The 25,301-nt window shown below is 53.7% G+C and carries 26 protein-coding genes and 2 pseudogenes; 25 read left to right on the forward strand and 3 right to left on the reverse strand.

Annotation, left to right across the window (positions count from 1 at the left end; all coding sequences use genetic code 11):
• The 8 genes and pseudogenes from ACTQ3K_RS04680 to ACTQ3K_RS04715 form a co-directional block, all read left to right on the forward strand.
• Positions 1-214 (forward strand): annotated as a pseudogene (locus ACTQ3K_RS04680) (hypothetical protein); the annotation flags it as partial.
• Between the two features lie 23 nt (positions 215-237).
• Positions 238-1,455: a siphovirus ReqiPepy6 Gp37-like family protein gene (locus ACTQ3K_RS04685; protein WP_441566091.1), complete on the forward strand. Its 1,218-nt coding sequence runs from the start codon at positions 238-240 to the stop codon at positions 1,453-1,455.
• Between the two features lie 15 nt (positions 1,456-1,470).
• Positions 1,471-3,402, forward strand: coding sequence for a hypothetical protein (locus ACTQ3K_RS04690; RefSeq protein ID WP_441566092.1), 1,932 nt, complete (start codon positions 1,471-1,473; stop codon positions 3,400-3,402).
• A gap of 10 nt (positions 3,403-3,412) precedes the next feature.
• Positions 3,413-3,835 (forward strand): hypothetical protein, encoded by a 423-nt coding sequence (locus ACTQ3K_RS04695; protein WP_441566093.1) that lies wholly within the window; start codon positions 3,413-3,415, stop codon positions 3,833-3,835.
• Between the two features lie 19 nt (positions 3,836-3,854).
• The gene (locus ACTQ3K_RS04700; RefSeq protein ID WP_441566094.1) at positions 3,855-4,232 is read left to right on the forward strand and encodes a hypothetical protein; all 378 of its coding nucleotides are present in this window, start codon (positions 3,855-3,857) and stop codon (positions 4,230-4,232) included.
• 33 nt (positions 4,233-4,265) lie between these two features.
• Complete coding sequence (locus tag ACTQ3K_RS04705; RefSeq protein ID WP_441566095.1) at positions 4,266-4,595, forward strand: hypothetical protein; 330 nt, start codon at positions 4,266-4,268, stop codon at positions 4,593-4,595.
• 21 nt (positions 4,596-4,616) lie between these two features.
• Positions 4,617-4,883 (forward strand): phage holin family protein, encoded by a 267-nt coding sequence (locus tag ACTQ3K_RS04710; protein ID WP_441566269.1) that lies wholly within the window; start codon positions 4,617-4,619, stop codon positions 4,881-4,883.
• Between the two features lie 3 nt (positions 4,884-4,886).
• Complete coding sequence (locus ACTQ3K_RS04715) at positions 4,887-5,936, forward strand: N-acetylmuramoyl-L-alanine amidase (protein ID WP_441566096.1); 1,050 nt, start codon at positions 4,887-4,889, stop codon at positions 5,934-5,936.
• Between the two features lie 60 nt (positions 5,937-5,996).
• Here ACTQ3K_RS04715 and ACTQ3K_RS04720 read toward each other — a convergent pair.
• The 3 genes and pseudogenes from ACTQ3K_RS04720 to ACTQ3K_RS04730 all read right to left on the reverse strand — a co-directional run.
• Positions 5,997-6,092: pseudogene (locus ACTQ3K_RS04720) on the reverse strand (manganese catalase family protein); the annotation flags it as partial.
• A 2-nt stretch (positions 6,093-6,094) separates the two neighbouring features.
• Positions 6,095-6,334, reverse strand: a complete 240-nt coding sequence (locus tag ACTQ3K_RS04725) for a spore coat protein CotJB (protein WP_441566097.1) — start codon at positions 6,332-6,334, stop codon at positions 6,095-6,097.
• Complete coding sequence (locus ACTQ3K_RS04730) at positions 6,331-6,465, reverse strand: spore coat associated protein CotJA (protein WP_441566270.1); 135 nt, start codon at positions 6,463-6,465, stop codon at positions 6,331-6,333. The genes ACTQ3K_RS04725 and ACTQ3K_RS04730 overlap by 4 nt, the downstream gene beginning before the upstream one ends.
• On the opposite strand from ACTQ3K_RS04730, the gene ACTQ3K_RS04735 reads away from it, so the two are divergent.
• From ACTQ3K_RS04735 to ACTQ3K_RS04815, 17 genes are all read left to right on the forward strand, one after another.
• Positions 6,433-6,822 carry a hypothetical protein gene (locus tag ACTQ3K_RS04735; protein WP_441566276.1) on the forward strand — a complete coding sequence of 130 codons (390 nt, stop codon included), beginning with the start codon at positions 6,433-6,435 and terminating at the stop codon, positions 6,820-6,822. The genes ACTQ3K_RS04730 and ACTQ3K_RS04735 overlap by 33 nt on opposite strands.
• Positions 6,823-7,008: 186 nt before the next feature.
• Positions 7,009-8,271: a glutamyl-tRNA reductase gene (gene hemA / locus ACTQ3K_RS04740; RefSeq protein ID WP_441566098.1), complete on the forward strand. Its 1,263-nt coding sequence runs from the start codon at positions 7,009-7,011 to the stop codon at positions 8,269-8,271.
• Positions 8,272-8,745, forward strand: coding sequence for a precorrin-2 dehydrogenase/sirohydrochlorin ferrochelatase family protein (locus ACTQ3K_RS04745; protein ID WP_441566099.1), 474 nt, complete (start codon positions 8,272-8,274; stop codon positions 8,743-8,745). It abuts the gene before it with no gap.
• The gene (hemC, locus tag ACTQ3K_RS04750; protein ID WP_441566100.1) at positions 8,727-11,153 is read left to right on the forward strand and encodes a hydroxymethylbilane synthase; all 2,427 of its coding nucleotides are present in this window, start codon (positions 8,727-8,729) and stop codon (positions 11,151-11,153) included. The genes ACTQ3K_RS04745 and hemC overlap by 19 nt, the downstream gene beginning before the upstream one ends.
• A complete protein-coding gene (gene hemB, locus ACTQ3K_RS04755; protein ID WP_441566101.1) occupies positions 11,141-12,124 on the forward strand; it encodes a porphobilinogen synthase in 984 nt (327 codons plus the stop codon). Before hemC ends, hemB begins: the two co-directional genes overlap by 13 nt.
• Positions 12,125-12,138: 14 nt before the next feature.
• Positions 12,139-13,419 carry a glutamate-1-semialdehyde 2,1-aminomutase gene (hemL, locus tag ACTQ3K_RS04760; RefSeq protein ID WP_441566102.1) on the forward strand — a complete coding sequence of 427 codons (1,281 nt, stop codon included), beginning with the start codon at positions 12,139-12,141 and terminating at the stop codon, positions 13,417-13,419.
• Positions 13,406-15,247, forward strand: coding sequence for an aminopeptidase P family protein (locus ACTQ3K_RS04765; RefSeq protein WP_441566103.1), 1,842 nt, complete (start codon positions 13,406-13,408; stop codon positions 15,245-15,247). Before hemL ends, ACTQ3K_RS04765 begins: the two co-directional genes overlap by 14 nt.
• 296 nt (positions 15,248-15,543) lie before the next feature.
• A complete protein-coding gene (locus tag ACTQ3K_RS04770; protein ID WP_441566104.1) occupies positions 15,544-16,506 on the forward strand; it encodes an ABC transporter ATP-binding protein in 963 nt (320 codons plus the stop codon).
• 269 nt (positions 16,507-16,775) lie between these two features.
• Positions 16,776-17,864, forward strand: coding sequence for a PucR family transcriptional regulator (locus ACTQ3K_RS04775; protein ID WP_441566105.1), 1,089 nt, complete (start codon positions 16,776-16,778; stop codon positions 17,862-17,864).
• Positions 17,865-17,961: 97 nt separating this feature from the next.
• Positions 17,962-18,660, forward strand: coding sequence for a cell division ATP-binding protein FtsE (ftsE, locus tag ACTQ3K_RS04780; RefSeq protein ID WP_441566106.1), 699 nt, complete (start codon positions 17,962-17,964; stop codon positions 18,658-18,660).
• Positions 18,650-19,558 (forward strand): permease-like cell division protein FtsX, encoded by a 909-nt coding sequence (gene ftsX / locus ACTQ3K_RS04785; RefSeq protein WP_441566107.1) that lies wholly within the window; start codon positions 18,650-18,652, stop codon positions 19,556-19,558. Before ftsE ends, ftsX begins: the two co-directional genes overlap by 11 nt.
• 16 nt (positions 19,559-19,574) lie before the next feature.
• On the forward strand, positions 19,575-21,041 hold the full coding sequence (locus tag ACTQ3K_RS04790) for a murein hydrolase activator EnvC family protein (RefSeq protein WP_441566108.1): 1,467 nt from the start codon (positions 19,575-19,577) through the stop codon (positions 21,039-21,041).
• 68 nt (positions 21,042-21,109) lie between these two features.
• Positions 21,110-22,312, forward strand: a complete 1,203-nt coding sequence (locus tag ACTQ3K_RS04795) for a S41 family peptidase (protein ID WP_441566109.1) — start codon at positions 21,110-21,112, stop codon at positions 22,310-22,312.
• Positions 22,313-22,543: 231 nt separating this feature from the next.
• Positions 22,544-23,359: a hypothetical protein gene (locus ACTQ3K_RS04800; RefSeq protein WP_441566110.1), complete on the forward strand. Its 816-nt coding sequence runs from the start codon at positions 22,544-22,546 to the stop codon at positions 23,357-23,359.
• Positions 23,360-23,440: 81 nt separating this feature from the next.
• Positions 23,441-23,662 carry a hypothetical protein gene (locus tag ACTQ3K_RS04805; protein WP_441566111.1) on the forward strand — a complete coding sequence of 74 codons (222 nt, stop codon included), beginning with the start codon at positions 23,441-23,443 and terminating at the stop codon, positions 23,660-23,662.
• A gap of 102 nt (positions 23,663-23,764) precedes the next feature.
• Positions 23,765-24,697: an RnfABCDGE type electron transport complex subunit D gene (locus tag ACTQ3K_RS04810; RefSeq protein WP_441566112.1), complete on the forward strand. Its 933-nt coding sequence runs from the start codon at positions 23,765-23,767 to the stop codon at positions 24,695-24,697.
• Between the two features lie 2 nt (positions 24,698-24,699).
• A complete protein-coding gene (locus ACTQ3K_RS04815) occupies positions 24,700-25,290 on the forward strand; it encodes an FMN-binding protein (RefSeq protein WP_441566113.1) in 591 nt (196 codons plus the stop codon).
• The last annotated feature ends 11 nt before the right edge of the window (positions 25,291-25,301 follow it).

A 25,301-nucleotide genomic window follows, 5' to 3' on the forward strand; every position in this document is an offset into this window, starting at 1 on the left:
AATCACAGTCACCGATGAGCGTGCCGATCAGAGCGTCTGCGGGGCAATCCGGCCTAAGAACATGACCGAGTATAAGGACATGGTAGCGGAGTATCAGAGGCAGTGGGATGCCTGGTTTGCAAGGCAGCAGGGCACCGGCTGGCGGAATATCTACATCCAGCAGGCAGAACCGGGAGAGGCGGTGGCAGGGAGTATATGGATTCGCACACAGTAAAATTTTTCAAAGGTTTCCGGTACTTGACAGAAGAACAGGAACCGGAGATGATCTACACCTCCCGATGGAAGACCTACGGCCAGTTTGAACTCACCCTGCCGCAGATGGCTCCGTACATCGCCGTAGATAACCTGATCATCTGGGACAGCGATCCGCGAAAAAACGGAGTGATCAAATATATCAAGACCGCAGATGACGGAACGGTGACGGTCAAGGGGTTTTCGCTGCTCTGGTGGCTGACTGATCGGATTATCCTTCCGGACGCAGGACAGGACTATGCCGAGTACAACGCACCAGTGGAAGACATCCTGGTGGATCTGGTGCGGAAAAATGCGGTATCCTGCACGAATCCGGCCAGACAGATCGCAGGGCTTACGCTGGAGGCGTCACAGGGGCGCGGTGACAGGATTTCCTACCAAAACACCTATGGTAATCTTTTGGATGCGCTGGTGGAGCTTGCGGCCATGTCCGGGCTTGGCATCGGGATCTATCCGGATCTTGATAAACAGCAGTATGTCTTTGAAATCCGGGAAGGTATTGACCGGTCCGCAGGGCAGACCGGAAACCCGCCGACCGTGTTCAGGCGCTCCTACGGCAATATCCAGAAAGCAGAATACACCTTGAACGACAGCATGGCCAAGACCACGGCCTATGTGGCTGGGCATGGCGAGGGAGCGGCAAGAACGATCTATGTGGAGGGAGCCGGGAACACCGGAACCGGACGCCGGGAGATCTTTGTGGATGCCAGGGACGTAGAGGGTGCTGCCGGACTGCAGGACCGCGGACGGACAAAACTGTCGGAGCTTACGCCGCAGGAAAATTTTGAAGTGACGGTTACCTCGGAGTGGTACAAACGCCGCTGGGATCTGGGCGACATCGTGACGGTGATCGATGAGGACACCGGACTTACGCTGACAGAGCGGATCACCGAAGTAGAAGAAGCACAGGATGCCAGCGGATACGAGGCAGTACCGACCATGGGCGTTCCGGAATCCACAAGCAGCGGAATCTCGTCCGGAACAAGCTCCGGAGGCGGTGGAGGCGGCGACCTCACCTATACCCATACCCAGCTCCAGCCGGCGGAGGTTTGGACAATCCAGCATAACCTTGGAAAGCATCCGTCCGTCACGGTAGCAGACAGCGCGGGGAGTGTAGTCATGGGAGATGTGGAATACCTGGACCGGAACACGGTACAGGTCACTTTTATGGCGGCGTTTGCGGGAACCGCCCATCTGAACTGAGAGGAGAATCGATAAATGGATTTTTTGATTAATCTGAATCTCAATAAAAACGAATTGCAGAATGTCCGGATCCAGAACCTGGCCAAAGAACCGGCATCACCGGTGCCCGGGCAGATGTACTTTAATACAGTGGACAAAACCCTGTATGTCTGGACGGGGACGGAATGGCGGAATGCCCTGTATGTCTATACAGGCGAAACCCTGACTGCAGCATTGAAGCTGAAACTGGACGGGATCACGGAGGGAGCGACCAAAGTAGAAGCCTCCGGAACAAACGGATATATCAAGATCAATGGAGCAGAGACCAAGGTCTACACGCATCCGGGATCCGGGACGAACCCCCACGGAACGACCAAGAAAGATCTTGGCCTGGGGAATGTGGAGAATAAGTCCGCCGCCACCATCTTAAACGAACTGACCAAGGCAAAGATCGTGGAGAAGCTGGGCTTTACGCCGCGTGAGATCAAGGTCGGGACGGATGCAGACAAAGGAACCGCAACCGGAAGCAAGATTTTATATATTGCTACGGATACGAAGAAGATCTGGCTGGACAATGCGGCAAACACCTGGCTGCAGGTTGGTGGGCAGGACACCATCGCCTGGGAGAACGTAACCGGAAAACCGAGTACCTTTACCCCGCCGATCGCAACAGAGACCAGGCTTGGCGGCATTAAAGTAGGCTCCGGCTTGTCTGTGACAGCAGACGGAACCTTATCGGCCGGTGATGTCATGGAGACCTACGTGGTCAAGACGGAGCGTTTCACGGCAGCGGAAAACCAGACGACCTTTACACTGGCCAAGGGATCCTACCGGACAGGTGCCGGGCTCCTGGCTGTCTATATCAACGGAGCAAGGCAGAGCAACGATATTGTGACCGAGGTGTCTACGACGCAGTTCAGGGTTCCTGCACTGGCGGCCGGAACGGTTGTCCTGGCGGAATATGTCCAGATCATGGACCTGGATCCTTATGCGGCACACGCCTCGGAGCATCTGACCGGAGGCACGGATCCGATCCCGCTGGCAACTGAATCGGCAGACGGCCTTATGAGCAAAGAAGTCTTTGCTTCGGCTATGGAGGCACTCTGGGCGTTGACCGCCCATATTAGCGACGGATCGAACCCTCACGTGGTGACAAAGTCACAGGTTGGACTCGGCAATGTGGATAACACGGCGGATAAGGACAAGCCGGTATCGACAGCGGTGAAGACAGCCCTCAACGGAAAACTAAGCACCAGTCTTAAGGGTGCCAAGAACGGTCTGGCAGAGTTGGACGCCAATGGACAGGTCCCCGCCTCCCAGCTCCCGTCCTATGTGGATGATGTCATTGAAGGCTATCTTTCCGGCGGAAAGTTTTACAGCGACTCCGGCAAGACCACGGAGATCGCAGGCGAGACCGGGAAGATCTATGTGGATTTAACCTCCAGAAAAACATACCGCTGGAGCGGAACAGCTTATGCGGTCATATCGGAGACCATCGCCCTGGGCGAGACCTCCTCCACCGCATACCGCGGAGACCGGGGTAAGATCGCCTATGATCACAGCCAGTCCACGCATGCCAGGACGGACGCAACAAAGACGGCCAAGTCCTCCACCAACGGCAATGTGCTGATCAACGGCACAGAGACGGTGGTCTATACCCATCCGTCAACTCATGAGGCCAGTATGATCACCCAGGATGCCACGCACCGGTTTGTAAGCGACGCCGAAAAAAACGCCTGGAATGCGCGGCCGAAGAAATATGCGGTCAATGTGGGAGACGGAAGTACGACGGAGATCACAGTCACCCACGGCCTGGGAACGCAGGATGTCACGGTCATGGTCCGGGAGACGGCAAGCCCGTACAACAAGGTATACTGTGATGTCCAGATCATCAGCACCACACAGGTCAAGCTGCTCTTTGCCACAGCACCTGCGACAGGCGCGTACCGGTGCATTGTGACCGGATAGGAGGATAGAAATGAAGATCTTTGGGAAAGAGCTTACCTTTAACGGGAAGCGGGTGTACCACGAAAATGACAAGCCGACGCCGGCAGAGATCGGCGCGGCGAAGTCGGATCACGGTCATGACGCCATGACCGGGGCATCTGCATCGGAAGCAGGAACAGCCGGCTTTGTCCCGGCGCCTGCCGCCGGAGCGGACGCCAGGTATCTCCGGAGCGACGGGACATGGAGAGTCCCGCCGGACACCAAGTACACCCATCCAACAACCAGCGGAAACAAGCACATCCCATCCGGAGGGAAATCCGGGCAGGTCCTTGGCTGGTCGGCTGATGGGACAGCGTCCTGGACAGACCCGAGCACATCAGGCACCCAGGTGATCACACAGAGCACTCAGCCGTCCGGTCACGTATCAGGCCGGTGCTGGATCAAGACTTATTAACTCAAAAGGAGGATAAAAGATGGCGACAGAAAAGAAAGCAGACTATATGGTGGACAACGGAACGGACTTTGACCAGATCATGTTCAAAACGACAGCGGAGCAGGTACGGTACAGCAAAGACAGCAGTGGGAAAGAGGTGTCATTAAAAGAACATCTTGACGGGCGGAGAATCATTGAAAGTATCACGATGAAGGGAATCGGACAGTCTTATCTTTTTGTCGGGGACAAGACGGGATATGTGCTCACCAATATCTACAACTACGGACGCGAGTACAACGATGTGCGGATCACGGATTTCGGCTACAACGGAAGTGAAAAAGTTTACTATGTGTTCCTGGATAAAACGCAGGCGACAACGGCAACCTTGGCGCTGAGGCTGGTGTGGGAAAAGGTATAACCGTGCGACGTCGCACAGGAAGGAGGGAATCCAATGGAGGACTATATTACCCGCCGCGAACACGAAGAATTTGCTCACCGGATCGAAGATGAAGAGCATCGACAGAATGTCCGGATCGGCAACCTGGAGAACCAGACCAAGACGATCCAGAGTCTTGCCATGTCGGTGGACCGTCTGGCAACCAGTATGGATAGAATGGCCAAAGAGCAGGCGGAGCAGGGCGAACGCCTGAAAGCTCTGGAGCAGGAACCGGCGGACAGCTGGAAAAATGTCAAGAAAACAATCTTGACCACTATTGTATCAGTGGTTGCTGGGGCGCTTGTCACCGGGGCAATCATCCTGGCAGCACAGTATCTTAAGTAGAGTAGAGGAGGATAAAACATGATGGACATCACATTTTTAACGGAATTTGCAGTACCGATTATTGTGGGGGTTTGCCTGTGCATCGGCTACATTATCAAGCACATGATCCCGTCCGATGGGATCAACAAGTATATCCCGCTGATCATGGGTGCTCTGGGTGTGGCGCTCAACGTATGGATCAACCTGGGGATTACGCCGCAGATCCTGCTGGGTGGACTGTTTTCGGGGCTGGCAAGCACCGGTTTACATCAGGCATTTAAAAATCTGATTGATCACAAGGAGGACTAAGCAATGCCGAATCTGTATTGTACAAACAACGACTGTTACAAAGAGGGTAAAAAGATCAAAAAGGTGGAATACCTGATCGTCCACAGCCCTGCGGTCTATCCGACCATCATCCGGGCACAGTCCGGAGCTGGAGGCGGCTGGTATACTCGCTGGAACAAGCCCGGAGTAGAGAAATTTGCACACGGGTTTATCGATGATACCGGCGTCTACAATTTCGCTCCGGAGACCATGGTCTGCTGGCATATCGGGGACAAATATGGCAACGCCCACGCCATCGGCTACGAGCTGTGTGAGCTGTCCACAGCCTCAGAATTTGCCAAAGTCTGGGAAAACGCGGTAAACAAATATGCGGAGCTGTGCAAAAAGTACGGACTGAGTGTAGATCGGATTCTGGGGCACTGTGAAGCACACGACAAGGGCATCGCCTCCGATCACAGCGATCCTGAGCCGTATTTCCGGCGGTTTGGTAAGAGCATGGAGAAGTTTAGGGCAGACGTGAAAGCGCGGCTCTCCGGCCAGAATACAGGTGCACAGACGGGTACTGCTGCGACTGCGACCAAACAGTACAGCCCTTACGCCTATGCGAGAGTGACAAACCTGGCCGCAGGCGATCATCTCAATGTACGGACGGCTCCCAACGCGGATGCCAACAGGTTGGCGGCATGGCCGGAGCTGTCCGAGGGTAATGAGGTCGATGTGGTAGAGATGTACACAAACGGCTGGGCAAAGGTGTTGATCAAGGGTAACGTGGGCTATGTAAACGCTCATTATCTTGCTATCACTGAGAGATCACAGCCCGCCTCGACACCAGCTCTGGCGCAGAGCTACACCGAGTGGGCTGGCAGAGTGCATGACGTGGATCCGGTCGGTCTGATCGTAAGGACAGGCCCCGGCAAGGGCTATAGCCGGCTGGCAAGCTATCCCAAGTTATATGATGGCAACATGGTGTCGGTCATGGGAGAGCAGTCCGGGTACTACCATATCCGAATCAGCAATCCGGTGGCAGGCACTCACATCGGATGGGTAAGTAAGGATTATGTGAGCAGAGGGTAAAAAATGGCTTAAAACCTAGCTTTTTCGGCACTTCTCGAATTATTCTCTGGTACCGGAATATGGGCCGCCGTATTGACTGAGGATCACCCCGGCCAGCTTTGCGTTGGGGGTTTTGATGTTGACGGGGTACTGTAACCGTTTTTCATAATTCCACATACTTAACAGCCTCCTTCCCAGGGCCAGGGGTCCTTGATCCAGGACCAGGAGCCGTCCTTTACGGCATCGGCAGTCAGGGGACCGAACTGACATTCATAGGCTTTCACAGCCTCATTACGTTTCTGTTTCATGAGTTCATAGTAGGCAAGCCCCTTCTGGCAGTCGGGGTGGGTATCCAGGTAAAGCTGGGTATCGTCCAGGGCAAAGCCGTACTGGCGGATCTGGTTCATAAGCTCATTCATGATCTGACTGCACACCTCCCGATGAGAAATGGTTTGTCGAGGGACGGGAAAATTGTTCCGGAGAACAGAGCCCGGTCCAGGGGATAGGTGCATTCCCATTGCTGCCAGGGAACGTAACCTATGCCGACCATGGCGTTCTGCTCGGAGGGAGCGGAGCCGGGGCGGCAGATATTGTAGGAAGCGGCCGATTCCTGCCCGCAGCTGCAGCCGGAGCGTTCGGAAGCCAGGGAAGAACCGCAGTTGCAGCCGGGACGTTCGGAAGTCTGGGAAGAACCGCAGCTGCAGCCGGAGCGTTCAGAAGCCAGGGAAGAACCGCAGCTGCAGCCGGGACGTTCGGAAGTCTGGGAAGAACCGCAGCTGCAGCCGGAGCGTTCAGAAGCCTGGGAAGAACCGCAGCTGCAGCCGGGATGCCCGAAGCTTTGGGAAGAGCCACAGCCGGAGCAGCCGGAGCTCTGGGAGGAGCCGCAGCCACACCCCGGAGACTGTGAGAGATTCATGCGCCGGCAGTCGGCACAGCGCCTGTAATATCGATCCATAGAGGAAACTCCTTTCGGATTATTAGGTTAGTATTAGTATATGAGCGGGGGAGCGAGTGGTGCGAAAGGCATCTTGTGTACCGTAGCAGAACGTGCTATGATGTTGGAAAAAGAGAATATACTGGTATGAGTATAAGTATGAGTATAAGAAAAGAGGAACTATACGTGAGGATAAAGATGGCAGGGATCGATTACCGGAAAGCGCCGGTGGAGGTTCGGGAGCGGTTTTCCATGACGGCTTCGGCGGTGGAGCGGGCGCTTCAGGCGTCCAAAGCCAATCCTGGACTGACCGGCTGTGTGATCATTTCTACCTGTAATCGGACAGAATACTGGATCAGCGGTGAGACGGAAGCCTTTGATGAGCTGGATCCGGCGATTCTTCTCTGTGCGGAAAAGTGCCAGTCTCATTCCGAATATAAGAAGTATTTTCAGGTTTCAGAGGGCATGGAGGCCGTTCACGGACTGATGGAGCTTTGCTGCGGAATTCGTTCTCAGATCTTCGGTGATGACCAGATCATCAGCCAGGTTAAGCGGGCGGTGGATATGGCCAGGGAGCAGCAGGCGCTGGATACAGCACTGGAAATTCTGTTCCGTACGGCGGTGACCGGAGCAAAAAAAGTAAAGAGCAGGGTGCTGTTTTCCAATGTGGACCGGTCAGTGGCAGCAGCCATGATGAGTCTTCTGAAAACGGAAGGAATCCAGGTGGACAAAAAGCGTTGCCTGGTCATTGGAAACGGAGAGATTGGGCGGCTGGCGGCAGCGGAGCTGGTGAAGGCTGGCGGAGAGGTTTTCATGACACTGCGCCAGTATAAAAAGAAGAAAGCGGTGATTCCGGCGGGCTGCCGGGTCATTGATTATGACAGGCGGTATGAGGTGCTTCCGGAGACAGATCTGGCAGTGAGTGCTACCGTAAGCCCCCATTATACTCTGACGGCGGAGCTTATGAAGGAAGCCTGTCCGGAGCATGAACTGGTACTGGTGGATCTGGCAATCCCGCGGGATCTTGATCCGAGGATCCGGGAGGAACTGCCGGTGCGGCTGTATGATATGGACAGCTTCAGTAGCCTGAAGCAGGAGGGCGATGAACGGCAGACCGCCGAGGCAGACAAAATTCTGGAAAAGTATGAGCGGGAATATGAGCAGTGGTATGCTTTTCGGGAGTATGTGCCGGTAGTAAAATCCATTGCGTCTATGGCTGGGGCGGATACCGCGGCCAGACTGCGGAAGAAATTGAAGCAGCAGGGCCTTGAGGCAGAAACCAGAGCGGAGCTGGAGCAGGCCATCGAAAAAACGGCGGCCAAGGTGACGGCAAAGCTGTGCTACGGGATTCGGGAGAACATGGAGCCGGAGGAATGGAAACCGTTGCTGGAGGGACTGCTTCGGTCAGCGGAGGAATTATAAATGAGATTTCCACTTTTTATTGAACTGGAAGGACGAAGCGTCATTGTCATTGGCGGCGGGGCCATCGGGACCAGGAGAGCCTGTGCCATGGCAGAGTACGGCGCGGAGGTAACGGTGATCGCACCGGAGATTTCCGAACCGCTTCGGGAGATGGCGGAGAACGGACAGATCTTCTGGAAGCAAAAACAGGCGGAGGCCAGGGATCTTGAAGGAGCGTTTCTTGTGGTAACGGCGGCTGACGACCGGGACGCGAATCATCAGGCCGTGATCTGGTGCCGGGAGCGGGGGATTCCGGTCAATGCGGCAGACCGGAAGGAAGAATGTGATTTTTATTTTCCGGGGCTGGCCAGAAAAGAGGAAATGATTGTTGGCGTCTGTGCCGGAGGCAGGGACCATAAAAAGGCAAAAGCCCTAACAGAGGCGGTGCAGTTGTTGATGGAAAGGAATGAAATAAATTGGAAGAAAGACGAGTGATCCGGGTCGGAAGCCGGGAAAGTAAGCTGGCTGTGGCACAGACCATGATTCTGATCCGGGAACTGGAAGCAGCTCACCCGGAGCTTTCCTTTGAACTGGTGACCATGAAGACCACCGGGGATCAGATCCTGGATAAGCCTCTGGATCAGATCGGCGGAAAGGGCTTGTTTGTCCGGGAGCTGGACCGGGCACTGGAAGACGGGACTGTGGAGCTGACTGTTCACAGCCTAAAGGATATGCCGATGGAACAGCCGGATGGTTATCCGATTGTGGCTTATGCGGAGCGGGGAGAGCCGAGAGATGTGCTGGTATGGAGGAACGGGGAACCGGAGCAGGGAAGAAAACTTCGGATCGGAACCTCCAGTGCAAGACGGCGGCTTCAGTTACAGAAGCGGTATCCGAATGCGGAGTTTCTTCTGCTTCGGGGAAATGTCCTCACCAGACTTCGGAAGCTGGACGAGGGACAGTATGACGGCATCGTTCTGGCGGCAGCTGGACTGATCCGCCTGGGACTGGGGGATCGGATCAGCGAATATCTGGAGCCGGAGGAGATGATCCCGGCGGCGGGACAGGGAATCCTGGCGGTTCAGGGACGGGCCGGAGAGGATTACACATATCTGGACTGTATTCGTGATCCGGAGGCGGAGGCCTGTGCCCTGGCGGAGCGGAGCTTCGTGCGGACGCTGGACGGCGGCTGCTCATCCCCCATTGCGGCTTATGCCCGGTGTCACGGAGACCGGCTGACACTGCGTGGGCTGTATTATGAAGAAGCACAGCAGGAAGAATCGAAAGAAGCGGACAAAACGAAGGGTGAGAACCGGACGGCTGAGACAGGAACCATCTGTGGACTTATCTGTGAAGCAGAACGTCTCGGGATCCGGCTGGCAAACCGGCTTCGGAATCATGTGCCGAAGAGTGCAAAGGTCTGGCTGGTGGGAGCAGGCCCTTCGGATCCGGGGTTGTTTACCTTAAAGGGAAAGGCAGTTCTGGAGCAGGCGCAGGTGGTGGTCTATGACCGGCTGGTGGGAGCTGGAATTCTTGCCATGATCCCCGCAGATGCGGAACGGATCTTTGTGGGGAAGGAGGCTGGCCATCACCCGGTTCCACAGGAGAAAATCAATCAGATCCTCTGCGAAAAGGCCATGGAGGGAAAACAGGTGGTTCGGCTCAAGGGAGGCGATCCTTTTATGTTCGGACGGGGCGGCGAGGAGCTGGAGCGTCTGGAAGCTATGGGAATTCCTTTTGAGGTGGTTCCCGGCGTTACGGCAGCATCGGCAGTGACGGCCTATGCGGGGATCCCGGTGACCCACCGGGATTACGGCTCGTCGGTTCATCTGATCACGGCCCACAAAAAACGGGGCTGTGAAGGGCTTCCCGATTTTGAGACACTGGCGAAGCTTTCGGGAACGCTGGTGTTCTACATGGGGCTTGGCGCTCTGGGAGATATCTGTAGGGGACTTATAAGAGCAGGTATGGATCCCGGCACGCCTGCGGCGGTCATCGAGCAGGGAACAACGGCGGCTCAGCGGTCGGTGACGGCGGATCTGGAAACGCTGGAGGCGGAAACAAAACAGGCCGGACTGAACACACCGGCGCTGATTGTGGTGGGAGCAGTCTGTGCGCTGTCGAAGCAGTTTTTCTGGGCGGAGGAACGGCCGTTATCCGGAAAACGGATCTTTGTGACCAGACCGAAAAAACGAAGCAGCCGTCTGATCGATCGCCTGGCGGCACTGGGGGCGGAGGTGGTTCCTCTTCCGGCTATTGAAACCGTTCCCATAAAGAGCAGTCCGGAGATCACGGAAATGGCAGAGCATCTGGAGGGGACGTCCTGGATCGCGTTTACCAGTGCCGAGGGAGTGGACTGCTTCTTTGACCGGCTGCTGGAGCTGGGACGGGATATCCGAAGTCTCGGAGCTGTGAAATTTGCAGTGATCGGTCCGGCGACAGCCAGGGCCCTGAGGACCCATGGCATTCTGGCGGATCTTCAGCCGGAGACTTATACCGGGGAGGCCCTCGGAAAGGCGTTGGCAGATGCCATGAAGCCGGGAGAACGCTTATTGATCCCACGGGCAGGAATTGGCACAGAGACCCTTTTGAAGCCCCTTGACGAGGCGGAAATTCTATATGAGACGATTGCTCTTTATGATACAATCACAGCGGCCGGAGCCGTGAATGCACCCGGGGCAGGAGATCTGGTGACCTTTACCAGCGCATCTACGGTACGCGGGTTTGCGGCACAGTTCCCGGAGCTGGACATGAAAACAATCACAGGCCTCTGCATCGGGGAACAGACCCGGAACGAGGCGGAGAAGCTTGGAATCCGGACGATGGTATCGGAACAGGCAACGATTGACAGCATGACAGAAACACTGAAAAAAGGAACGGAGGAAGGAAGATGGATATGGTAAAACGTCCCCGGAGACTGCGGGGGAATCAGATCGTGCGGCGGATGATGCGGGAGACCAGAATGGACAAGGCTTCCCTGATCTATCCGATGTTTGTGGTGGAAGGAACAGGAATCAGGTCGGAGATCCCTTCCATGCCGGGCCAGTATCATTACAGTCCGGACCTGCTTCCGGCAGCACTGGAGGAAGTGAAGGATGCCGGTGTTTCGGCGGTCATGCTGTTCGGAATCCCGGATCGCAAGGATGAGCTGGGAAGTGCGGCATGGGCAGAGGACGGGATCATTCAGAAAGCTCTGGCTGTGGCAAAGCGGGAGGTTCCGGAGCTTTATTATATCACGGATGTATGCATGTGTGAGTACACATCCCACGGACATTGCGGAGCGCTCTGCGGTCATGATGTGGATAATGACGCGACCCTGCCGCTTCTTGCCAGAACGGCGCTGTCCCATGTGCAGGCCGGGGCAGACATGGTGGCTCCTTCCGATATGATGGACGGCCGCGTGGCCGCGATCCGGAAAACACTGGATGACAATGGCTATGTGGAGACACCGATTATGTCCTATGCGGTGAAATATGCGTCTGCTTTTTACGGCCCGTTCCGGGAGGCGGCGGATTCGGCTCCCAGCTTTGGCGACCGGAAAACCTATCAGATGGATTATCATAATGTGCGGGAGGGCGTCAAGGAGGCCCTTCTTGATGTGGAGGAGGGTGCTGACCTTGTTATGGTGAAACCGGCGCTTTCTTATCTGGATGTGATTACGCGGGTGCGGGAGCAGGTGCAGGTTCCTGTGGCGGCTTACAGCGTAAGCGGCGAGTATGCCATGATCAAGGCGGCGGCTCAAAACGGATGGATTGATGAAGAACGGATCGTCTGTGAGACAGCCACATCCATTTACCGGGCGGGCGCAGGCGTATTATTGACTTATTATGCAAAAGAACTGGCACATTATATGGAGGAGGGACTGATCGGATAAGATCGGGAAGGAATATGGACAGATCAGAGCAGTTATTTGAACGGGCGAAAAAGGTGATTCCGGGCGGTGTCAACAGCCCCGTCCGTGCCTATCAGGCGGTGGGAGGAAATCCCAGGTTCATCGCATCGGCAGACCGGGAGTTTATCACCGATGTGGAGGGAAAAACGTATATTGACTATATCGGCTCCTGGGGCCCCATGATCCTCGGACAGAACCATCCGGCAATCCGGGAGGCAGCTGTCCGCGCGGCAGAAAAGGGATTAAGCTTTGGCGCAGGCTGTCCCGATGAGGTGGAGATGGCGGAGCTGATCTGCAGCTCGGTGCCGTCCATCGAACTGGTCCGTATGGTCAATTCGGGAACGGAGGCGGTCATGTCGGCTCTGCGTGTGGCAAGAGGCTATACGGGACGGAACAAGATCGTGAAGTTTGCGGGATGTTATCACGGACATTGTGATGCCATGCTGGTAAAGGCCGGTTCCGGAGTCATGACCAGCGGCGTTCCCGACAGCGCCGGTGTTCCGGCGGGCTGTGCCCAGGACACCATGACGGCTGTTTACAATGACCTGGAACGTGTAAAACAGCTGTTTGCGGAAAATCCGAATCAGATTGCGGCGGTGATCGTGGAGCCGGTGGCAGCCAATATGGGTGTGGTGGTGCCGAAGGACGGCTTTCTTCAGGGACTTCGTGACATATGCACCAGGGAGGGCGCGCTGCTGATCTTTGATGAGGTCATCACAGGCTTCCGCCTTCAGTTTGACGGGGCGCAGGGCTATTTTGGCGTACAGCCGGATCTGACCACCTTCGGAAAGATCATCGGAGCCGGAATGCCGGTGGGTGCCTACGGCGGACGGAGGGAGATCATGGAGATGGTTTCTCCGGTGGGCAGCGTGTACCAGGCCGGAACTCTGAGCGGAAATCCCGTTGCCATGGCAGCCGGACTGGCCGGACTCCATATTTTAAAGGATCACCCGGAGATCTACATCGAGTTAAATAAGAAAGGTGATCAGCTCCGGGCTGGACTTTCCGATATCGTAAAACGCCATGGAGCAGCCTGCCAGGTGACCGGAGTGGGATCCTTATCCTGTATATTCTTTACAGATCGGGAAGTGGTGGATTATGAGAGCGCGAAGACCTCCGATACGAAGGCTTTCGCCGGATATTTCGCCTATATGATGGACCATGGCATTTATGTGGCACCGTCTCAGTTTGAGGCTGTGTTCCTGTCGGCAATGCACACTGACGAGGATATTCAGAAAACCCTTGAGGTTGTGGAGGCTTATTATGCCGGAAACTAATCAGATTGTCAAAGCAGCAGCCGATGCGGAGAACGAAACCGGCAGCCGGGAGAAGCCGGCTCTGTCCCGTCTGGCGGCTCTGCGTCATGTGATGGAGACGGAACAGGTCGATCTTTGTCTGGTGACGACAGCAGATGCCCACGGCTCGGAATATCCGGGGGCACATTATGAAGCGCGCGCCTATCTTTCCGGGTTCACCGGCTCGGCGGGGACGCTGGCAGTCACAAAGGACTGGGCAGGACTCTGGACAGACGGCCGGTATTTTCTTCAGGCGGAGACAGAGCTTTTCGGAACGGGAATCACGCTCTATAAAATGGGAGAACCGGGCGTGCCGGAGCTGCTCAAAGAGCTCCGGGAAAGACTTCCCGACCGGGGAACGCTTGCCTATGACGGGGTGACGGTCAGCGCGGGAATGGGAGCGGAGCTTCGTGCCATGGCATCTGCCAGACATGCGCAGGTAATCTTCCGGGATCTTCCGGGAATGGTCTGGAAGGATCGGCCGCCGCTGCCAAAGAAGCCGGTGTACGAGCTGCCGGAAACGCTTGCCGGAGGAACAAGGAGGGAGAAGCTGTCCAGACTGCGGGAGGCCATAAAGGAAGCAGGAGCAGACTGCCATGTGGTTTCCGCACTGGATGAAACGGCATGGAGCTTAAATCTGCGCGGCTCGGATATTCCCTGCAATCCGGTGTTTTTAAGCTACCTGTATCTGGATCAGGACCAGGTGCTTTTATATGGAAAGAAGCAGGCATTTTCCGGGGAACTGGAGGCGGCACTTCGCCGGGACGGCGTGGAGCTGCGGCCCTATGAGGCTGTTTTTTCAGAGCTTCCGGAGCTCACAGGGCATAAGACCGTGCTGGCAGATCTTGATCAGATCAGCGATGCACTGGCAGCCTGTCTTTCCGGGGCGGAGAAGATCCAGAGCAGGCCGGATCCGGCGGTGCTCATGAAAGCCGTCAAAAACGAAGCAGAGATCCTGGGGATCCGGGAGGCTCACCGAAAGGACGGGATCGCCCTCACAAAATTTTTATACTGGTTAAAGACCCATATCGGAACGGAGCGGATCACAGAGCGTTCCGCCTCGGAAAAGCTGGAGCAGCTCCGGCAGGAGCAGGAGCATTATTTCGGTCCCAGCTTTGAGACCATTGCTGCGTACGGAAAGAACGGGGCGGTGGTTCATTACAGTGCGACAGAAGCATCGGATACGGAGCTTCGGCCGGAGGGACTGTTTCTGCTGGACTGTGGCGGCCAGTATCTGGAGGGAACCACCGATGTCACAAGAACGGTGGCACTTGGGCCGGTGACAGAATGGCAGAAAAAAACGTATACGGCAGTCCTGAAGGGCATGCTTGCTTTGCAGGAGGCCGTATTCCTGGAGGGCTGCACCGGAATCAATCTGGATTATCTTGCCAGAGAGCCGCTGTGGAAGCTGGGGCTGGATTACCGGCACGGAACCGGTCATGGTGTCGGCTGCCTGCTCAATGTTCATGAAGGTCCCAATGCATTTCGGTGGCGCGGAAAGAGCGCCGTATTCCGGGCAGGCATGGTGACTTCTGATGAGCCGGGCTATTATGAACCGGGAGCCTTCGGAATCCGGACGGAGAATCTGCTTCTGTGTGAAAAACGGGAAAAAACAGAGTATGGGCAGTTCCTCGGCTTTTCGTTCCTTACCCTGGCACCTATTGACGAGTCGGCAGTCTGCGATGAAGATATGAGCAGCGAAGATGTAAGGCGTCTGAGGACGTATCAGGAGCGGGTTTATGATACACTGTCTCCGTATCTGGATGAGCAGGAACGGGAATGGCTTAAAAAGGAAACCGGCAGAGGATAAGCGGCGGCAGAGGATAAGCGGCGGCAGAGGTACAGACAGAAACCGGAGGCCGAAAAGCTGCGGATTGTTTGAAATAAAGCTGAAATTTCGGCAAAAACGACAGAAAACGGTAAAAAACAGGGAACTCCTCCAACAGTTCCACAGGCCGGTATACAAAGTTGCCAAAGGGCAAAAAAGCTTTTTGTTTAATTCGTTTATAGTTTTTTAGGCCGCAATAAGCTATGATGGATTTGTCGGCTGATTCCCTGTGAGCAGAATGGTGAGGCTGACGCCAGCAGAAGAAAAGGAGGCTGACGATGGCAGAAATTTCGTTCCGGAAGGTGAGAAAAACATTCCCAAATGGGAAAGAGGCGATCAAGGATTTGGATCTGGAGATCAGCCATGGAGAATTTCTGGTGCTGACAGGACCGTCCGGTTCCGGAAAGGTGACAGTGCTTCGTATGATCGCAGGCATGGAGCCGTTAAGCAGTGGAGAGCTTCGGATCAACGGAGAACTGGTGGAAAACGGAAATCCGAAAAAACGGAATATGGGAATGATTTTCCAGCATTATACCCTGTATCCCGGAATGACAGTTTATGATAATATCGGGTTTGCCCTGAAGCTTCACGGGGCACCGGAGGAGGAAATCCGCCGGGCGGTGGAAGAAACGGCAAAGCTCTATAAGGTCGATCAGCTGTTGTCCTGTTATCCGCGGGAATTAAATCCGCTTCAGAAGCAGTATGTTGCCATGGCGAGAGCCAGCGTTCATAAACCGGAGGCGTTTCTTCTTCTGGATCCGCTGGGAAGCCTGGATACAGCGTCCAGAAAGATGGCAAGGGAGCGGCTGAAGAGTCTTCATAAGGAAACCGGAACGACATTGCTATATGTGACAGAAAGCGCTGAAGAAGCCGTAAAGCTGGGGGCGCGGACCGTGGTGATGCGCCGTGGACGGATCGAGCAGCAGGGGCCGGTGGAGGAGCTTCTGAAGAAACCGAAAAACCGGTTTGTGGCACAGTACATGAACGGAGACCGGTTTATGGTAAGCGAGGTGGAGATTCATCAGGGAAAGACAGCGGTGGAAGCCATCGGCGAGGAGTTCAGTGTCGATGTACCGCCGGAATGGATCGAACGGCTGGAGCAGGCCGGAACGATCGGAAGCCGGGTGTTCATGGGATATATGGCAGAAGAGCCGGAGGATGGCGAAGAGTTGAAGAATATCCCGGCGCCGGATTCCCGTTTTTATTTCTTTGACCGGGAGACGGGGAATTCCATTGGGTAATTTCCACAAAACAAGAACGAACAGAGGGGGAACTGCTGATGCAGCCCCCTTTTTTTGACCGAAAATAACCGGAAAGGGGGAAGATGACCGGCTTGTTTCGTGCTTGTTTTTGGCTTTGTATCATAATTGGACAGAAATCAATACAAAAAACCTCCAAAAAACTCTTTTTTTTTTTCGCATTTTGCATTAAAATAAATGAGGGTGTACCGAAACAGAACTGATTTTAGTGATTTCGTACATGAAAAACGAAAAAATATTGGGGTGATATTATGATTTCAAATCAGATTTTGCAAAATACAATTGATGGCCTGAAGGGAATTATGCGGATCGAGCTGTGTATCTGTGATACCGAGGGAAAGGTACTGGCCACCACCTTCCCTGATGCGGAGGAATATGAGTTTTCCGTTCTGGCCTTTGTGGAGAGCCCGGCGGACAGCCAGGTGATCCAGGGCTACCAGTTCTTCAAGGTGTTTGATGAGCATCAGCTGGAGTATGTTCTTCTGGCAAGAGGAGCCGGGGATGATGCCTATATGGCAGGCAAGGTGGTGGTGTTCCAGATCCAGAACCTGCTGGTGGCCTACAAGGAGCGCTTCGATAAGGATAACTTTATCAAGAACCTGTTATTGGATAATCTGCTTCTGGTGGATATTTACAACCGCGCCAAGAAGCTCCATATCGATATCAATGTGCGGCGCGTGGTTTTTGTCATCGAGACTCAGACCGAAAATGATACGGCGGCGCTGGAGACGGTGAAGAGCATGTTCTCCACCAAGGCAAAGGATTTTATCACGGCAGTAGATGAGAAGAACATCATTCTTGTGAAAGAATTAAAGGCCAATGAGGGCTACGAGGATATGGAAAAAGTAGCGAAGATGATCCTCGATATGCTCAGCACCGAGGCCATGTCCAACGTCCATATCGCTTACGGAACCATTGTGGGCGAGGTCAAGGAGGTATCCCGTTCTTATAAGGAAGCGAAGATGGCTCTTGATGTGGGAAAGATCTTCTTCAGCGAGAAGAACATTGTGGCATACAACAACCTGGGCATCGGCCGTCTGATCTATCAGCTTCCGGTTTCACTGTGCCGGATGTTCATCAAAGAGATTTTTGACGGAAAATCGCCGGATGATCTGGACGAGGAGACGCTTGTTACCATCAATAAGTTTTTTGAGAATAACCTGAACGTATCGGAGACATCCAGACAGCTTTATATCCACCGGAATACGCTGGTGTACCGTCTGGATAAGCTGCAGAAGAGCACCGGACTGGATCTTCGTGTATTTGAGGATGCGATTACCTTCAAGATCGCCCTGATGGTTGTCAAGTACATGAACTATATCGAGACACTGGATAATTAAGGAAAATTTCTGACCGGCCGGAAGGCCGCATTGGAGTGTTTCCCTGTGGAACAGGAAATTTCTGTTCACAAAAGGTTTACCGGAATTGAGGCTTTTTATGATTGAATTTGAACATGTGAACAAGACATACGATAAAGCGACGGACCGCGAAACAAAGGCGGTCCGCGATATCAGCCTGAAGATTGACCGGGGTGAGTTTGTTTTTATCGTCGGAAACAGCGGATCAGGGAAAACGACACTGATCCGCCTTCTTTTGAAAGAAATTGAGGCCAGCTCCGGCTCGATCCGCGTCGGAGACACGGAACTGACATCGATGAAGCGGAAGATGATACCCAGGTACAGACGGCGCCTGGGCGTTGTTTTTCAGGATTTCCGCCTCTTAAAGGACCGCAATGTTTATGAAAACGTGGCATTTGCCCAGCGGGTGGTCGTGACTCCCACAAGAGAGATCAAGAAGCGGGTGCCGGAGGTATTGTCCATGGTGGGACTGTCCTCCAAGTATAAGTCGCTGCCCAGCCAGCTTTCCGGCGGAGAACAGCAGCGGGTGGCGATTGCCCGTGCCCTGGTGAACCGGCCGGAGATCCTTCTGGCAGACGAGCCAACCGGAAATATGGATCCGGGGAACGCCTGGCAGATCATGAAGCTCTTGGAAGAGATCAATGAGATGGGAACCACCGTAGTCGTTGTGACCCACAGTAAGGAGATCGTGGACAGGATGAAGAAGCGGGTCATCACCATGAAGCATGGGGTGATCGTGACAGACAGAAAGGAAAGCGGGTACGGCAATGAGGATTAGCACACTTTGGTATTGCATCAGACAGGGGTTCGGCAGTATCCGGAAGCACAAGCTGTTTACCCTGGCCTCGATCGGCACCATGGCAGCCTGTATCTTCCTGTTCTGCGTGTTTTATTCCATCGTGGTCAACGTTCAGTATATGGTAAAATCCATGGAGAATACAGTCGGCGTCACGGTGTTTTTTGATGAAGGACTGTCAGAAGAGGAAATTAAATCCATCGGAGATGTGATCGCTGCCAGACAGGAAGTGGCCGGTATGAATTACATCTCGGCCGAGGAGGCATGGGAAAACTATAAGCAGGAGTATTTTGCAGATATGCCGGAGCTGGCAGAGGGCTTCGCCCAGGACAATCCGCTGGCCAATTCCGCATCCTATGAGATTTATTTAAAAGATATCGGAAACCAGAAGGAGTTTGTGGATTATCTAAAATCCATTACCGGTGTCAGAAAGGTGAATTATTCCGAGATGGCGGCCACAGGCCTTGCCAGCATCAACAATGTGGTGGGCTATGTGTCCATGGGCATTATTCTGATCCTTCTTGGTGTGGCGGTATTCCTGATCAGCAATACCATCGCCATCACCATCAATGCAAGAAAGGATGAGATCAAGATCATGCGAATGATCGGCGCCACCAACTTTCTGATCCGTGCACCGTTTGTGGTAGAGGGTATCATCATCGGTCTTATCGGAGCCGGAATTCCCCTGCTGATCGTGTATTATGCTTACGGCTATGCCGTGCGGTTCTGCATAAGCAGGCTCAGTATCCTGTCCAGACTTTTAACCCTTCTTCCGGTGGGAACGGTTTTCCAGGTTCTGATTCCGGTTGCTCTGGGACTGGGGCTTGGAATTGGGCTGTTCGGCAGTGCATTTTCCATCAGGAAGCATCTGCGGGCATAGGAAGGACGGCCGGAGCATGACAGAAGAACGGAGAGTCAGAATAAAAAACAGCCGGAAGCCACAGAACTCAGAACCGAAGCATTCCTGCAGATGGAAGTCCCAGAGCTTTCGCAGCCGGGTGATCTCTGCGGGACTGATCGCGGCACTGGTGTTTGGCATGGTGCCGATGGTGCGGGCATCAGGTGAGCTTGCGGATCAGCAGGATAAGATCGATGCCATTCAGGAGGAAAAGGACCGGGTGGCAGATAAGCTGTCGGAGCTGGAACAGAAAAAAAACGATGCGGCAGAATATCTGACGGCATTAAATGAAGAATTGTCTTCGGTGGAGGACAGTGTCAGCAGTCTGGAAGCGCAGATGGCAGATACCGAAGAAGCCATCGCCCGGACCGAAACGGAGCTGAAGGCAGCCAGGGAAACGGAAGCAGGCCAGTATAAGGACATGAAGCTGCGGATCAAGTATATGTACGAAAAAGGTGATACCTATTTTCTGGAAATGATGTTTGATTCCGCTTCCCTCAGCGAGTTTCTTTCTCAGGCAGAGTATATTTCCAAAATATCCGAATATGATAGAACTATGCTGACTGCGTATCAGGAGACAAAGGACCTGATCGCCGAAAAGTCGGAGCAGCTTCAGACCGCACAGGCCGATCTGGAAACCATGAGTGCCCGGGCAGAGGCCAAGCGGGAGTCGCTGGCGAGCCTTCAGGAAGCCAAAAATGAAGAGCTTTCATCGTTGAATCTCCAGATTGCCGATCATTCGGATCTGCTTGCGGATTACGATGAGGCATTAAAAGAGGAGCTGGAAGAGTTCCAGAATATGGAGGAGGCCATTCGAAAGAAGGAGGCCGAGGAAGCCAGACGGGCAGCAGAAAGCTCCGGGGAAGCCATGACAGCGGCTTCTGCGGAGACAACGTCTGAGACGGCAGGACCGACGGAAAAGGTCACGGAAAAAGCCACCGGAGCGCCAACAAAGGAAACGGCGGCAGCCACCACAGCAAAGGCGACAACTGCCGCGCCGACTGTGAAGCCCACCCAGGCAGCCACATCGGGAAGCTTTTTATGGCCGGTTCCGTCCTGTTCCCGGATTTCATCCGGTTACGGCGGCCGGGATGATCCGCTGACCGGAGAAGCAAACGGAACACTCAGCAATCATCACGGAATTGACATTGCAAAACCGTCCGGTGCGCTGGCGGGAGCAGATATTGTGGCAGCGGAATCGGGAACGGTTGTCATTGCCAGAACCAGTACTTCGGCAGGCAACTGGATAATTCTTTATCATGGAAACAGTACTTATACAGTATACATGCACTGTAAGAAGCTGCTTGTTTCGGAGGGACAGAGCGTGAGCCGCGGACAGACCATCGGTCTTGTGGGAAGTACGGGATGGTCCACCGGAGCCCATCTTCATTTCGAAGTGCGGGTCGGCGGATTCAGCAGCTCCAAATATTCACAGAACCCGTTGAATTATGTATCACCGCCATAAAAGGCCGGGACAGAAGAGAAAAAGAACCGGGCCTCCTGGATAACAGGAGACCATGAAAAGGAGGATTCATGGAACAGCAGGGGAATCATTTCTGGAAAGGTGTGCTGGCAGGCGTTGTTGTGAGTCTTGTGATTGCCGCCGTTTCCATCTGGGGAATCACGACATTTCTGTCGGCATCAAGGACAGGGTCCAACGGCCAGACGGAAGAAAATGCCGGGCTTGACTATCAGGAAATCGAAAGCAAGCTGAATATTTTACAGGGACAGCTCAACCAGACGTTTTTATATGACATGGATGAAGAGGCCATGAAGGACGGGATTTATAAGGGGTATGTTTCCAGTCTGGGAGATCCCTATACGGTTTATTATACGGCAGAGGAATACAAGAAGCTGATGGAATCCACCAGCGGTGCCTATGTGGGAATCGGAATCCAGTTCAGCCAGGATCCTGCGACCGGACTTTGTACGGTACTCCGGGTGTTCCGGGGCTCCGGCGCAGAAGAAGCCGGCATGGCAGCAGATGATGTGCTTTCCAAGGTGGACGGCACCGATATTACCGGAGAAACGAACTCCGACAATATCGTTTCCAAGATCCGCGGCAAAGAAGGAACTACGGTGGAGATCGAGGTATACCGTCCCTCCATTAAGGATTATATCACCATGGAGGTGGAGCGCCGTTCTGTTCAAATGGATACGGTGGAATGGAAGCTGCTGGAAAACCAGACCGGCTATATCCAGATAACCGAGTTTGACAGCGTGACTTATGATCAGTTTTCAGAAGCCCTTGCCGACCTCAAGAGCCAAGGCATGACGTCCCTGATCCTGGATCTTAGGAACAATCCCGGGGGATTATTGGATCAGGCAGTGAAGATCGCCGATGACTTTATCTCCGGGGGAACCATCGTTTCCACCAGAGATAAAAATGACAGAGAAGTAGTCAGCAGCGCCAATTCCGATGTGGCGTACGAAGGCCCTATGGCAGTCCTGGTAAACGGCAATTCCGCCAGTGCCTCCGAGGTCGTTACCGGCGCACTGAAGGATGACGGGCTGGCGACCATCATCGGCACCACAACCTTCGGAAAGGGAATCGTCCAGAACATCATTCCGTTTACGGATGGCACTGCCATGAAGATCACCTCTGCCAATTACTACACACCCAACGGAACCTGCATCCATGGCATCGGCATCACGCCCGATGTGGAGGTAGAGGCCGAAAGCGGCGAGACCGACAGTCAGCTGGAGAAAGCACTGGAGGTGCTCGGACAGCAATAAATTCAAATAAAAGCTCCCGCGGTTCCACCCATATCCGTCACTGGCACATATCAAAGTTGCCTGTGCCGGACATGGGTGGAGCCGTGGGAGTATTTTTGTGCAATTTGTACGCTTTTTTGTATGTTTCACGTGAGCTTATTGACAGAATGAGAAAAAATCGGAAAGGAGGCATTCACCGAAGGCTCTGACAGCATTGCGAACAGCGTGCTGTTCAACGGAAAATCCGGTAAGGTGATCGGAGATGCCCTGCTTCCGGGTGATGCAGAGGTAGCTTCTGATATGGAGCTTCTGATCCCGGAGGGAACTTCCTTAAAGGTGGGAAGCGGAACTACCTTTGTAAACCATGGAACGGTCACCGTTGCAGGCACTTTTGCAGCGGATGGCGGAACCGTAGAATGTGACAGCCACTCCGGCGGAACGGCAACCTGCACGAAACAGGCAGAATGTGGTGTATGCGGAACTGCCTATGGAGATTTGGATGCAGCAAACCATACCGGTGAAGCTGTGTGGACAACGACCGAGACCAAGCATGAGAAGAAATATAATTGTTGTGGTGCGGCTGCAGTCGCAGAAGAAGATCATGAGTGGCAAGACGGTGTATGCAGCGAGTGTGGTTATAAGTGCATCCATAAGGGTGGAACGGCGACCTGCACAAAGAAAGCCGTGTGCGAGATCTGCGGCGCAGAGTACGGAGAACTGAACAGCGCAAATCACGGTATGCTGAAGCATGTCAATGCCAATGCAGCCACCAAGGATACGGAAGGCAACATTGAATACTGGTACTGCGGAGACTGCGGAAAGTATTTTGCAGATGCGCAGGCAGTCAAGGAAATCAAGAAAGAAGCGACTCTGATCGCAAAGCTTCCCGGCGGTGGAACCAATCCTGAAAAACCCGGAACAGGAACAAAGCCGGCAGCGGCACAGCCCGCGACAGGCGGAAAAACGCCGGATACCAGCGATCATGCAGTACCGGCTCTGTGGCTGTTTTTACTGCTGGTAAGTGCCGGGGCAGCAGCCTTTGTTGTAATAAAGAAGAAACGGGCATAAGAGAAGCAGTAACAATATCAAGAAAAGATAAGTCGAAATAAAAAGCCAGGAACAGCTTCTGTCATGTGGCGGGGATAACACATGATGGAAAGCAGTTTCTGGCTTTGTGTTGCGATCATCAAAAATATTACATATTTCGGTGTGGGTGGAGGAGGCGGGGACAGTTTCTTTTATTTTGGCGCGGAAACATTCCGTCTGCGGAATGAGCAGGGACAGTCCTTGTGTTTATATTTTAACGAAAAAGCTACCCAATTCATAAAAATTTTAGATATTGTTAAAAAAAAACTTATATTGTTCATTTAGTAACAATTATTGAAAAAAAATCCCCCGATGCTATAATGGGAATAAGTATAATGTATACAGCAATTCGTATGCAGAAAATTCAAAAGAAAGAGGTGTTAAACGGTGAAGGCTTTTTTTAAACCGGCTGTGGAATCCCGTTACAGAACCCCCGAAAGCCTGCGGGCTATTACAGCAAACTACTGTGTTGCGCTGCTGCCTGTTGTGATCGTCGGGTGCTATGCGTTCGGCTTCCGCGCGATCCGTGTACTGCTGGCGTCCATTATTGCTTCCGTGGCTTCGGAATATTTTTTTGAACGGCTCATGAAGCGTTCAATTACGACCATGGACGGAACGGCGCTGCTGACCGGACTTCTGCTGGGTCTTTGTCTGCCGGCAGAGGTTCCTTTGTATGTTCCGATCCTTGGCGGGATTTTCGCCACGGTGATTGTGGTGCACTGCTTCGGCGGCTATGGCGCCCACATTATCAACCCGGTTCTGGTTTCACGCTGTTTCCTGCTGATCAGTTTCAAAGATGTGATGACGACATATGTGGTGGATGGAATGTCCATGGCTACGCCGCTGTCCGTCATGAGAAGCGGCGGTACGACCGATCTGTGGCAGATGTTTCTTTATAATCCAAAGGCAGGCTGTATCGGTGAGGCGTCTGTTCTGGCGCTGCTGATCGGCGCACTGTTCCTTATTGTGGCCAGAAAGATTTCGGTGATCACGCCTGTGGTTTATCTGGCTGTGTTCACGGCAGTTGTCTGTCTGTTCGGGGGGAATACCTCTCCTCATTATCTGCTCAGCCAGCTCCTGGGCGGCGGACTTCTGTTTGCCGCGTTCTTCTTTGCAACAGACCGTGTAACAAGTCCGGTCGGAATTGCCGGAAAGGTGATCTACGGCGTGCTGCTGGGCGTTGTGACCGGTATTTACCGGCTTCTCGGGACCAATACCGAGGGCGTTTCCTATGCGGTGATCTTCTGTAATCTTCTGGTACCTCTGATCGATAAGTTCTTTGCACCGAAAGTGCAGCCGGTAGAAGAAAAGGAGGCGTAGAGATGAGTGTAAAAACAATCGTGAAAAATGCGCTGATCCTTTTTGTGATCACACTGCTCTCCGGTCTGCTTCTCGGTGTGGCTTACCAGATCACGAAGGGACCCATCGCGGAACGCCAGGCGCGGGAAAAGAAAGAGGCCTATCAGAGCGTGTTTTCAGAGGCACAGTCCTTTGAGGAGGATGATGCCATCAACGGCTATGTGGAGGATTCCGAGTCTATTCTGGAGGCGGCAGGGATCTCCGGTGTAACTGTGACGGAGTGCTTAAAGGCTGTGGATGGTTCCGGAACATTTTTAGGCTATGTAATGACCCTCGACTTCGCAGGCTCCCAGGGGGAGATCACGATGGCATATGGCGAAGCTGTAGACGGTACGACCATGGGAATTGATATCCTTACCAGCAGTGAGACCGCAAAACTGGGAGCCCTGGCAGATGAGCCGGAGTTCAAGGATCAGTTTCAGACAAAAACGGATGAATTTGTATTAAATGATAATATTGACCAGATCTCCGGTGCAACGATCACTTCCAACGCAGTGGTCAATGCGGCCAACGGCGGTATGGCATTCGCGGCATACTGTGCGAAAGGAGAGTGAGAAACATGAAA

The sequence above is a fragment of the Candidatus Paralachnospira sp. LCP21S3_A2 genome (assembly GCF_052118925.1).
Taxonomy (GTDB): Bacteria; Bacillota; Clostridia; order Lachnospirales; family Lachnospiraceae; genus Lientehia.

Coding starts and splice junctions, on each gene's coding strand:
- ACTQ3K_RS04690 (WP_441566092.1), top strand. CDS start 1,471: ATGGATTTTTTGATTAATCTGAATCTCAATAAAAACGAATTGCAGAAT.
- ACTQ3K_RS04695 (WP_441566093.1), top strand. CDS start 3,413: ATGAAGATCTTTGGGAAAGAGCTTACCTTTAACGGGAAGCGGGTGTAC.
- ACTQ3K_RS04700 (WP_441566094.1), top strand. CDS start 3,855: ATGGCGACAGAAAAGAAAGCAGACTATATGGTGGACAACGGAACGGAC.
- ACTQ3K_RS04705 (WP_441566095.1), top strand. CDS start 4,266: ATGGAGGACTATATTACCCGCCGCGAACACGAAGAATTTGCTCACCGG.
- ACTQ3K_RS04710 (WP_441566269.1), top strand. CDS start 4,617: ATGGACATCACATTTTTAACGGAATTTGCAGTACCGATTATTGTGGGG.
- ACTQ3K_RS04715 (WP_441566096.1), top strand. CDS start 4,887: ATGCCGAATCTGTATTGTACAAACAACGACTGTTACAAAGAGGGTAAA.
- ACTQ3K_RS04725 (WP_441566097.1), bottom strand. CDS start 6,334: ATGAATGAGCTTATGAACCAGATCCGCCAGTACGGCTTTGCCCTGGAC.
- ACTQ3K_RS04730 (WP_441566270.1), bottom strand. CDS start 6,465: ATGGTCGGCATAGGTTACGTTCCCTGGCAGCAATGGGAATGCACCTAT.
- hemA (WP_441566098.1), top strand. CDS start 7,009: ATGAGTATAAGAAAAGAGGAACTATACGTGAGGATAAAGATGGCAGGG.
- ACTQ3K_RS04745 (WP_441566099.1), top strand. CDS start 8,272: ATGAGATTTCCACTTTTTATTGAACTGGAAGGACGAAGCGTCATTGTC.
- hemB (WP_441566101.1), top strand. CDS start 11,141: ATGGATATGGTAAAACGTCCCCGGAGACTGCGGGGGAATCAGATCGTG.
- hemL (WP_441566102.1), top strand. CDS start 12,139: ATGGACAGATCAGAGCAGTTATTTGAACGGGCGAAAAAGGTGATTCCG.
- ACTQ3K_RS04765 (WP_441566103.1), top strand. CDS start 13,406: ATGCCGGAAACTAATCAGATTGTCAAAGCAGCAGCCGATGCGGAGAAC.
- ACTQ3K_RS04770 (WP_441566104.1), top strand. CDS start 15,544: ATGGCAGAAATTTCGTTCCGGAAGGTGAGAAAAACATTCCCAAATGGG.
- ACTQ3K_RS04775 (WP_441566105.1), top strand. CDS start 16,776: ATGATTTCAAATCAGATTTTGCAAAATACAATTGATGGCCTGAAGGGA.
- ftsE (WP_441566106.1), top strand. CDS start 17,962: ATGATTGAATTTGAACATGTGAACAAGACATACGATAAAGCGACGGAC.
- ftsX (WP_441566107.1), top strand. CDS start 18,650: ATGAGGATTAGCACACTTTGGTATTGCATCAGACAGGGGTTCGGCAGT.
- ACTQ3K_RS04790 (WP_441566108.1), top strand. CDS start 19,575: ATGACAGAAGAACGGAGAGTCAGAATAAAAAACAGCCGGAAGCCACAG.
- ACTQ3K_RS04795 (WP_441566109.1), top strand. CDS start 21,110: ATGGAACAGCAGGGGAATCATTTCTGGAAAGGTGTGCTGGCAGGCGTT.
- ACTQ3K_RS04805 (WP_441566111.1), top strand. CDS start 23,441: ATGATGGAAAGCAGTTTCTGGCTTTGTGTTGCGATCATCAAAAATATT.
- ACTQ3K_RS04815 (WP_441566113.1), top strand. CDS start 24,700: ATGAGTGTAAAAACAATCGTGAAAAATGCGCTGATCCTTTTTGTGATC.